Consider the following 9385-nt stretch of genomic DNA (forward strand, 5'->3'; position numbering starts at 1 on the left):
TCTTCACTGCAGGCCCGGGTCGGGCCATAAAGGCTTGAGATCAGACGGTCCGCACCCCGGCCCGCGCCGCCAAGATCAGCGTGGGGGTCCGCCCGGCACAGAGCAATCTGTGTGATCATTCTGCGCACGTCCGTTACCTGAATCGGGCGCTGTTCCAGGATGCGCCAGATTTCCTCGATCAGGCTGTCGATCACATGCTCGTAGCCGATGTGATCGGCCACGTACTGGACAACGGCCTGACTGATCAAGGCAAGCTTGCCCTGCTCCCGTTCGGCCTCGCCGGTCATTCCAAACAGCAGGCCCAGATTGATAGCCAGGACCTGGGTCAGGTAGTGGTGTGCCTGTTCAGCCGATACTGTGGGGTGCAGGTAGTTGCCCCGGGCCACGGCAAGCAGCCTCAGTTCGCTGAAGGCCTCGATGACGACGGTGTCGGCATTCTGGCTCTGCAGCGAATGGGTTGTCAGCGTGGGGAGAAGGATACCGGGTTCGGCCCAGTCGGTTCCGGCGAAAACGCCCGCCAGCTCGAGACGCTCAGCGCGCTCTTCGATGACCTGGCAGCCACCAGGCTGCAGCAGGACCCGGCGGGCAATATCCAGCACACGTGGGAGCTTGCCGGCCCTGGCAAAGGACCGGCTCTCTTCCATGGCCTGGATAGCGTCATCCAGCCGTTGAACCAGCTTGTCGAAATTCACAGCTGGCGCTGCGCTGCCCGGTTGGCGATCGTTCAAACGATAATCCTCAGGGCCTGGCACCAAACCCGTTTGTTGTTAATGCTTCTCCTGATTATACATAGAAATCGAGGTCTTCCTGATGTTTCAGGAGGTCCCGCATGACGTACGGATCTTCACCGAAGAAATACACCAGGCCCCAGTGGGTACCGAAAGCGGTCCGCTTGGTGACCGTTTCTTCCAGCGGTGGCGTCAGCTCGTGAGACTCGAAATACTCGTGGTTCTCGGTCTCTTCCGGAATTTCCAGCTTGCTGACAACCCGGCGGCGCGGATAGACGCCGAAGCAACCGGCATAACCTTTCGCATCCACCACTTCCTTCGGGAAGAAGGCCTTGATTTCCTCTTCCGTGGTTTTCGGGTCAAAGGCAAGAATCATACCCTGGTAGGCGTTGAAGCCGTAGGCACGCTCAAGCAGCTCGAACACCTTGAAGCCGGGCGGACGATAGGCTACCTCGCCAAAGTACATGGTCCGGTCGCTGGTCACGAAGTACTCCGGGTGAATAAACCCGAACTCGATATCAAAGGTCTTGATCAGCTTCTCGATTTCGCCCCGGATCTGGTCCCTGTACTTCTCGAGGTCCGGTGTTGCGGGTACAAACACGGAATAGCCCAGGGTGACGTACTCGGAGATGTTGAGGAAGGCGATCTTGCCGTTGTGAATCCAGGCTTCAACCGCAAACTCCCAGCCATCCAGGTGCGATTCCATCAGGACCGGAAATTCTTCTTCCGGAATAGTATCGACCTCGTCGGGAGTACGAATAACCCGGTGACCCAGGCACCCGGCCTTGTCAAAGGCCTTGAGGTGAATCGGGTCGTTGGGGTCGCCGTCGAGCTTGAGCAGGGTCTGGTTCACCCGCTTGAGGAACCGGATAACGTCGCCCTTGTCGTGGGCTTCCTCAAAAATACCCACGCGGATACCGCCAAGCTGGGCGCGGCGTTTCATCAGGGCCTTATCACGCAGCAGCATGGCCTGACCAAACAGGCGCGGCTTATCCATCAAAACCGAGTTGATGGCACCCGCCCACTCCACCGTCTCCTCAAACAACGGGATGGCAACATCAACGCCCATCTCCTTGAGGGTCTGGGAAATCTCGACAGAGCGGTCATTCAGGCGCTCAAAATTCCAGGGCACGTAGGGGATATCATGCTCTTCGCAGTAGGCCTCGGCCCAGTCCGGTGCCACAACAACATACCGACGATCAAACTTGTCGGCCGCTTCAACCGCATTCAGGCTCCAGCCCAATAGCGCGATATACCCTTTCTCAGGATTGTACTTTTGCTCACTCACAGGTCTCTCCTTTCATAAGGGTTGCCTTATAACCCTACGCGGAAGCTGTGAAATCGCAAATTCCACCCTCCTCAGAAACGAAAAAAGCACCGCAACCACCGGCGTAGAATCCAGCAGTCGCAGTGCCTTTCGGTTTCTTAGAACGTTTGGGAATATCAGCCCAATTTCAGGGTCAACAGGGTCCGTTCACGCACTTTGTTCAGAAGTGCTTCGTCGTTCACCAGGGAGTGGCCGTAGGAGGGCACCAGCTCTTTCATACGCTCCTGCCATTGGGGCGTTCTGATTTTCTCCGGAAAACAACGCTCGATGACGTTGATCATGGCGTTGGCTGCCGTGGATGCGCCAGGGGACGCACCAAGCAACGCGGCGAGGGTTCCGTCCTTGGCCGCCACGATTTCGGTACCAAACTCCAGTTTGCCGCCACCACCATCGACCTGCTTGATGATCTGCACCCGCTGGCCGGCCATCCGCAGCTGCCAATCTTCTTCCATGGCGTCCGGGAAGAAGTTGCGCAGCGACGCCACCCGGTCGCTGTGGGACTGGAACACCTCACCGATCAGGTACCGGGTCAGGTCCATGTTGCTCTTGCTCACCGAGAGCATCGGCTTCAGATTGGTGGGCTTCACCGAACCAATCAGATCAAAGATGGAGCCCTGCTTGAGGAAGCGGGTGGTGAAACCGGCAAACGGACCAAAGAGCAGGGCCGGCTCGCCGTTGATGATACGGGTGTCGAGATGGGGTACCGACATGGGCGGCGCCCCGATCGGCGCTTTGCCGTAGACTTTGGAATTGTGCTGCTCGACGATGTCCGGCTTGCCACATACCAGCCACTGGCCGCTAACCGGGAAACCGCCGTAGCCCCGGGCTTCCTCGATACCGGATTTTTGCAGCAGCGGCAGCGCACCACCGCCAGCGCCAAGGAACACGAAGCCGGCTTCCAGCTTGGTGAGCTCTCCGGTCTTCTGGTTTTTTACACGGACTTTCCAGCGGCCGTTGTCCCGCTGGTCGATGTAGTGCACCGGGCAGCTGAGCATCAGCTCGAAATTGGGCTGGGTTTCCAGCCACTTCACCATGCTGCGGGTGAGGGACCCGAAATCCACATCCGAACCATGTTTGATCCGGGTAGCAGCCACGCGCTGCATCGGATCCCGGTTATTGACGATCAGGGGCATCCATTCCTCAAGATCCTTCGGGGACTCGGTGTATTCCATTTCACGGAACAGATGGTGGGCGCTCAGGCGCTCATAGCGACGCTTGAGGAAGGCCACATCTTTCTCGCCCCAGACAAAACTCTGGTGCGGTGTGCGGTTAATGAAGCTGGAGGGTTCTGGCAGAATGCCCTGCTCCACCAGGTAAGACCAGAGCTGCAGGGAAACCTCAAACTGGGCATTGATCTGTAGGGCCCGGTCGATGGTCACATCGCCATCATCGGTTTCGGGCGTGTAGTTGAGCTCACAGTAACCGGCATGCCCGGTGCCTGCGTTGTTCCACCCGTCTGTGCTCTCATGGGCAACGTGGTCAAGACGCTCCACCATGACGATGTCCAGGGACGGATCAAGCTGCCTGAGCATCATGCCGAGAGTGGCGCTCATGACGCCACCGCCGACCAGCACTACGTCTGCCTGTCTAACGGCCATTGGTTTTCACCCTAGCTAGTGTTGAGCTTTTTCGCCCCCCTCACGATCAGCAAGGAGGCCTGTCGGAAGCCGGTCAGGCGCGAGGTAGGCGGCGCCGCCGTCTGCTTCCGGTCTGAATGTGCGCGCAATTATCCCGATTTTCGCCGGGATAATAAATTGCGATTGTCAATCGTTGCGCCTTTGTCCGGCTATCGCCAGTGTTCAAAGCCTGTTTATCCACCTACGAACAGTGGTTTGCTACGGGTCAAAGGTCTAAAATCCGGCCGCATGATCTGTTTGGCCGGTTCCGGCCTCTATTCTGACAAACCAGGACGGGATTTCCCCAATGTCTGCCCTTGATGCGTTTCTGATTATTCTCGCGGTTCTGGCGCTGCTGGGCGTCATATTTGAAGAGGTCATCCACATCAACAAGGCCAAGGTAACGCTGTTCTTTGGCACCATGAGCTGGATGCTGCTTTTCCTGTTCAGTGATAACGCTGGCGAAACGTCTGCCATCTCTGCCGGCCTGTCCGAGAGCATTGCCGAAATCGCGGGTTTATGGCTGTTTCTGGTCGCAGCCATGACATTTGTCGCCTACCTGAACAAAAAGGGTATGATCGAAAACGTGATTTACCTGATCATGCCGGAACAGGTGAGCGAGCGGCGACTACTGTTCCTGACCGGTCTTTTTTGTTTCATTTTCTCCTCTTTGGCAGACAATATCACCGCCACTTTAGTCTCATGTTCACTGATTCTGTCCCTGAATCTGGAGCTGAAAAAGCGCATCCAGTTCGTCACCCTGGTGGTGTTTGCGGTCAATTCCGGGGGTGTTTCCCTGATCACCGGAGACGTCACCACGCTGATGATTTTCCTGGCGGACAAGGTGGAAATACTGACTTTGCTGACCCTCGCGATCCCCGCTTCGATCACGGTTTTTATCCTCGCCGTCTTCCTTTCACGGGGACTGACAGGAACCGTCACACTTCATTCCAACACCACCCCGGTGCGACGGGTGGACGCGGTCATCAGCGGCCTGTTTTTGTTAACAATCCTGTGCGCCATCGCCGGCAATGCCCTGTTCGGAATCCCACCGGTTCTGACTTTCCTGTTCGGCCTGTCCATCATGTTCCTGGTGTCCCGTTTCATGAGCGACGACACCGATCTGGACCCGATTCTCGAATACATCCGTATTATCGAGTTCGAAACCCTGCTGTTCTTTCTGGGCATACTGCTGCTGGTGGGCATGCTCAAAGAGATTCACGCACTGAATTCGCTGGTGGCCGTTTACGATGTCCTTCCGCCGCTCTATGCCAACTACCTGATGGGAATCTTCTCGGCCGTTATCGATAACGTGCCATTGACGGCAGCACTGCTGAAGTCCGGTATCGACATGAGTCCAGGCGAATGGATGGGGCTGACCTACGCCGTAGGCGTGGGTGGATCGCTCCTGGTGATCGGTTCAGCCGCCGGTATAGTCGCGATGAGCAAGATCCCGGGGCTGACCTTTGCCGCCTACATGCGGTATCTTGCACACCTTCTGGCAGCCTACACCCTGGGGTATGCCGGAGTTTTCATGCTCGGACGTTTCATTCACTGAGGTTTTTCTATGCTGATGGCATTTGGCGCAATCATCGCCGGCCTGGTGCTGCTGGTCTGGAGCGCCGACAAATTTGTGGAGGGCGCCGCAGCGACCGCCAAACACCTGGGCATGCCGACGCTCTTGATCGGCATGGTGATCATTGGCTTCGGAACCTCGGCCCCCGAGCTTGCGGTCTCTGCCATGGCGGCATCCGATGGCAATCCTGGCCTGGCCCTTGGTAACGGCTACGGCTCGAACATCACCAACATTGCGCTTATTGTCGGCCTGACGGCCGTGATCGCGCCCATTGCGGTGCATTCCCAGGTTATTCGCAGAGAACTGCCGCTGCTGATCGTTCTGACGTTGATTGCGGGTGCCCAGCTGATTGACGGCCAGCTCTCCCGAACGGATGGCTGGGTATTGCTGGCGGTTTTCGCCGCTGTGATGGGTTGGTCGATCTACCAGGGCCTCAGAGGCAAGGCGGACCCGCTGACCGGTGATGCTGACGCCGAGATCATCGCTCACCCCATGCCCCTGAAAACCGCCATTATATGGCTGGTCATTGGTCTGGTCCTGCTCATTGTCAGTTCCCGCCTGCTGGTGTGGGGCGCCGTCACCATCGCCCAGAGCCTGGGCGTCAGCGATCTGGTGATCGGCCTTACCATCGTCGCTATTGGCACCTCACTGCCGGAGCTTGCATCGGCCCTCGCCGCTGTAAAAAAGAACGAGCATGATCTGATTCTGGGTAATATTCTGGGATCGGGCATCTTCAACACCCTGGCCGTGGTGGGCCTTGCGGCCGTAATCGAGCCCCTGGCGGTGGATCCGGAAGTGCTCTATCGGGACTGGACCCTGATGCTGGCCTTAACGGTCGGCCTGTTCCTGATGGGCTACGGCCTTACCGGGTGGCGCAAGTTGGTGAGCCGGGTAGATGGCGCCATCCTGGTCCTGGTCTACGTGGCCTATACCGGCTATCTGTTGTCCACAGTGGTGGCCGCCGGCACCGCCTGACCTGTCGTATCGGTGCGAGGCCGGTGCTAACCGGCTTCGCCGTCTCCCAACAGCTCGGTCAGCCTTGAGCGCACCTCGGTCATCACCTCATCCAGGTCGGCTTTGGACTTGCCGGCGGTTTCCAGCGGCTCGCCCACCCGGACATCCACTGGCTGCCCCAGGTTGATCTGCCAGGTCCGCGCCGGCAACACCCGGTGAATCCCCCTGACGGCTACCGGTACAATGACCGCCTCGGTATCCAGCGCCAAATGAAAACAGCCCTTCTTGAATGGCAGCAACTTGCCGTCCGGGGAGCGGGTGCCCTCCGGTGCCGCCCAGAGCACGATTCCGCTTTCCATCATCGCCCGGGCCTTTTCCAGGTCTCTGACCGCACGTTGCCGGTTGGAACGATCCACTGAAGGAAACTCGGCCGCCCTCATGGCCTGTCCCAGCAGCGGAATGCGAAACAGCTCCTTTTTTGCCAGCATACGAATGGAGCCCGGCAACGATACAAAAGTGACCGGAATATCATAGTGGCTGGCATGGGTGCACATGATGATGTAACGCCGGCCATCGCCGAAATCCGGCACCTGCCCGCGCACTGTCAGGCTGGCCCGGACCAGTCGCAGCAACGACGCCGACCATTCACGGCAGTATTGATCAACGATGGATCGGTTCAACCGGCCGAACAAAGCCCTCAGCAAAACCAAGAGGGAGAAAAGTGCTGTCAGTCCGACGCTGCCCAGGACAACGCCAGCCCGCCGGAGCAGCGTCGCCGACTCCGTCAGTGGGCTCATGTTCAGTTTGATCATCGCAGGCACCCTTCCCTTATTTTCCGTTAGTTCCTGGCCTGATTGGTTTTTTCAGCCGCGGCGAATTATAGCGACTGAAATGCCTGCTGGATAACGCACAAAAGTATTGCTCAATTATTAACCATGACCTATAAGTAATAAGGATATAACCTGACAAAATCCCGATGCAGGTCCCACCGTCCGACGACAACCCCAATAAGGAGACGGACCATGAAACAGGAAACAGCCATACAGCGCGGCCCGAACGACCCGGGCCTTGAGAACCCCACCCGCAGAACCCTTCTGCTCGGAAGCGCCGGCGCCATGGCGGCAGTGAGCGTGCTAGGTTTCACGCCGCTTGCCAGGGCCGATGAACCGAAATCCCTCCCGGATTACGCCGCCTGGAAAGAGCGCAACGCCCTGATCGTGCATAGCACCAACACCATGGAAACCCAACGGGGCGCCATCGGCAATGGTGTAATCACCGCCAGTGACCGACTGTTTGTGCGAAACAACCTGCCCGCACCACCAGCCTCGGTCACGGACAACCCGGACGCCTGGGAACTTCGGATCGAGGGTGTCAGCAACCCTCGCACGCTCACGGTCGGCGAACTGAAAGCCATGGGTGTAACGACCGTTGCCTCCGTGCTGCAGTGTTCCGGTAACGGTCGGGCATTTTTCCCTCACGGTGCGGGTGGCACCCAGTGGTCGGTTGGAGCGGCCGGCTGCGTCATGTGGACGGGCGTCCCCCTTGCAGACGTGGTGGAAGCCCTTGGCGGCCCGGTTGAGAGCGCCAGATATATCACCGCCACCGGTGGCGAATCCTTGCCCGATGGTATCGACCCCAAGACCATCATCGTTGAGCGTTCGGTTCCCACCAGAGCACTGGACACTGCGTTACTTGCCTGGGAAATGAACGATGAGCCGCTCACCCACACCCACGGCGGGCCGCTGCGCATGATCATCCCCGGCTATTATGGTGTGAATAACGTCAAGTACGTCAAGAATCTCGCGTTCACCGAAAACCAGACAGACGCCAAGATTCAGGCCTCCGGCTATCGGGTTCGCGACGTTGGCGTCAAAGGTTCACCAGACCAACCCTCCATGTGGGAAATGAACGTGAAGTCATGGGTGACCGCCCCCCTGGAAAGCGGTCGTGCCGGTCGGAACATGATCTACGGCGTGGCCTTCGGGGGTACAGTAGCGCTGGAGAAAGTGGACGTTTCCACAGATGGTGGCAAAACCTGGAAGCAGGCGCGGTTCTTGGGGCCGGATCTTGGCCCCTATGCCTGGCGGCCCTTTGTGCTGGCGGCAGACATGCCGGCCGGCGAGCACCGGATTGTCAGCCGGGCGACCGATGTCCGGGGCAACACCCAGCCCGAGGGCCGGACTGAGAATGAACGCGGCTACGGCCACAATGGCTGGAGCGACCATGGAGTTACGGTCGCCGTCAGTTGATAACGAGCGGGGCCGACCAGGGAACCCGGCGGCCCCGACCTCTCCGGAACATAATTACATGAGAAGAATTGCAGTACTGTGTGCAGTATCCCTGATCGGCCTTTCGGCACCGGTCCACGCCGACGACATCGAAAAAGGGAAAGAGGTGTTCACCCAGCAGGCACAGCCCTCCTGCACGGTTTGTCATGCACTGGCAGACGCCGGCTCCTCCGGCGCCATTGGGCCCGACCTCGACGAACTGAAACCGTCACTGGAACAGGTGGCCAACGCCGTCACCAGTGGCGTGGGCATAATGCCGGCATTCAATGAGTCACTGTCCCCGGAACAGATCCGTGCCGTGGCCCTCTATGTGGCCAGCGTTACGGGCGGGGAGAAATAGAACCGAAGGGGGGGCAAAGCCCCCTGTTCCGGGCGTCAGGCGTTTTCCTGGAACACCATGGCAACGGAATTAAGGCAATAACGCTGCCCGGTTGGTGGCGGGCCGTCCGGAAAAACGTGGCCCAGATGGCTGTCGCAACGGGGGCAGCGTATTTCGGTGCGGGTCATGCCAAGGCTGGTGTCCTCGATATACCGGATATGCTCGGGATCGAAAGGCTGAAAAAAGCTTGGCCAGCCGGTTCCCGAATCAAACTTCGAATCTGAGCTGAACAGCGGCAGGTCACACAGCCGGCAGTGATACACGCCGGCCTTCTTGTTATCCAGCAGGGTTCCGCAGAACGGATGCTCTGTGCCATGATCAAGCAAAACACGCCGCTCTTCCGATGTCAGGTCGGCAGCTTTTTCGTCAACCTGTGCTTCGGTCAGTGGTGTCAGGTCGTATCCTGCAGCGGAAACTCCCATGGTCTGCCTCCTCAGGCGATGCTGCCTGTGTCGTTATCTGTGTATTCCGGCTTCAGGCGGTCACCATAACTGTCCGCGAGCTTCTCCATTTTCGG

General features: G+C 58.5%; 8 protein-coding genes and 1 pseudogene. 4 read left to right on the forward strand and 5 right to left on the reverse strand.

Going from position 1 to position 9385, the window contains the following annotated elements; genetic code table 11:
* The 3 genes and pseudogenes from ACESMK_RS16055 to mqo all read right to left on the reverse strand — a co-directional run.
* Positions 1-728: pseudogene (locus ACESMK_RS16055) on the reverse strand (hypothetical protein); the annotation flags it as partial.
* Positions 729-783: 55 nt separating this feature from the next.
* Positions 784-2016 (reverse strand): acetyl-CoA carboxylase biotin carboxylase subunit family protein, encoded by a 1233-nt coding sequence (locus ACESMK_RS16060; protein WP_064229966.1) that lies wholly within the window; start codon positions 2014-2016, stop codon positions 784-786.
* A 155-nt stretch (positions 2017-2171) separates the two neighbouring features.
* Positions 2172-3653: a malate dehydrogenase (quinone) gene (mqo, locus tag ACESMK_RS16065; RefSeq protein ID WP_373000968.1), complete on the reverse strand. Its 1482-nt coding sequence runs from the start codon at positions 3651-3653 to the stop codon at positions 2172-2174.
* Positions 3654-3978: 325 nt separating this feature from the next.
* On the opposite strand from mqo, the gene nhaD reads away from it, so the two are divergent.
* Both nhaD and ACESMK_RS16075 read left to right on the forward strand, forming a co-directional pair.
* Positions 3979-5229, forward strand: coding sequence for a sodium:proton antiporter NhaD (gene nhaD / locus ACESMK_RS16070; RefSeq protein ID WP_373000970.1), 1251 nt, complete (start codon positions 3979-3981; stop codon positions 5227-5229).
* A gap of 9 nt (positions 5230-5238) precedes the next feature.
* Entirely contained in the window at positions 5239-6222 is a 984-nt protein-coding gene (locus tag ACESMK_RS16075) for a calcium/sodium antiporter (RefSeq protein WP_373000972.1), read from the forward strand.
* 26 nt (positions 6223-6248) lie between these two features.
* On the opposite strand, the gene ACESMK_RS16080 is transcribed toward ACESMK_RS16075, so the two are convergent.
* The gene (locus ACESMK_RS16080) at positions 6249-7013 is read right to left on the reverse strand and encodes a lysophospholipid acyltransferase family protein (RefSeq protein ID WP_373000974.1); all 765 of its coding nucleotides are present in this window, start codon (positions 7011-7013) and stop codon (positions 6249-6251) included.
* Positions 7014-7223: 210 nt separating this feature from the next.
* Between ACESMK_RS16080 and ACESMK_RS16085 the strand changes: the two genes are divergently transcribed.
* Positions 7224-8450, forward strand: a complete 1227-nt coding sequence (locus ACESMK_RS16085; RefSeq protein ID WP_373000976.1) for a sulfite oxidase — start codon at positions 7224-7226, stop codon at positions 8448-8450.
* A 58-nt stretch (positions 8451-8508) separates the two neighbouring features.
* On the forward strand, positions 8509-8829 hold the full coding sequence (locus tag ACESMK_RS16090) for a c-type cytochrome (RefSeq protein WP_373000978.1): 321 nt from the start codon (positions 8509-8511) through the stop codon (positions 8827-8829).
* 35 nt (positions 8830-8864) lie between these two features.
* Here the strand turns inward: ACESMK_RS16090 and msrB are convergent, their stop codons facing one another.
* Positions 8865-9290 carry a peptide-methionine (R)-S-oxide reductase MsrB gene (msrB, locus tag ACESMK_RS16095; protein ID WP_373000980.1) on the reverse strand — a complete coding sequence of 142 codons (426 nt, stop codon included), beginning with the start codon at positions 9288-9290 and terminating at the stop codon, positions 8865-8867.
* Between the last annotated feature and the right edge of the window lie 95 nt (positions 9291-9385).

Source organism: Marinobacter sp. (assembly GCF_041687235.1).
In the GTDB taxonomy this organism is placed as follows: domain Bacteria; phylum Pseudomonadota; class Gammaproteobacteria; order Pseudomonadales; family Oleiphilaceae; genus Marinobacter.

Bases quoted from the DNA above. Each gene is read 5' to 3' on its own strand.
- ACESMK_RS16090 (WP_373000978.1), top strand. From the start codon at position 8,509: ATGAGAAGAATTGCAGTACTGTGTGCAGTATCCCTGATCGGCCTTTCG.
- ACESMK_RS16080 (WP_373000974.1), bottom strand. From the start codon at position 7,013: ATGATCAAACTGAACATGAGCCCACTGACGGAGTCGGCGACGCTGCTC.
- ACESMK_RS16085 (WP_373000976.1), top strand. From the start codon at position 7,224: ATGAAACAGGAAACAGCCATACAGCGCGGCCCGAACGACCCGGGCCTT.
- nhaD (WP_373000970.1), top strand. From the start codon at position 3,979: ATGTCTGCCCTTGATGCGTTTCTGATTATTCTCGCGGTTCTGGCGCTG.
- msrB (WP_373000980.1), bottom strand. From the start codon at position 9,290: ATGGGAGTTTCCGCTGCAGGATACGACCTGACACCACTGACCGAAGCA.
- ACESMK_RS16075 (WP_373000972.1), top strand. From the start codon at position 5,239: ATGCTGATGGCATTTGGCGCAATCATCGCCGGCCTGGTGCTGCTGGTC.
- mqo (WP_373000968.1), bottom strand. From the start codon at position 3,653: ATGGCCGTTAGACAGGCAGACGTAGTGCTGGTCGGCGGTGGCGTCATG.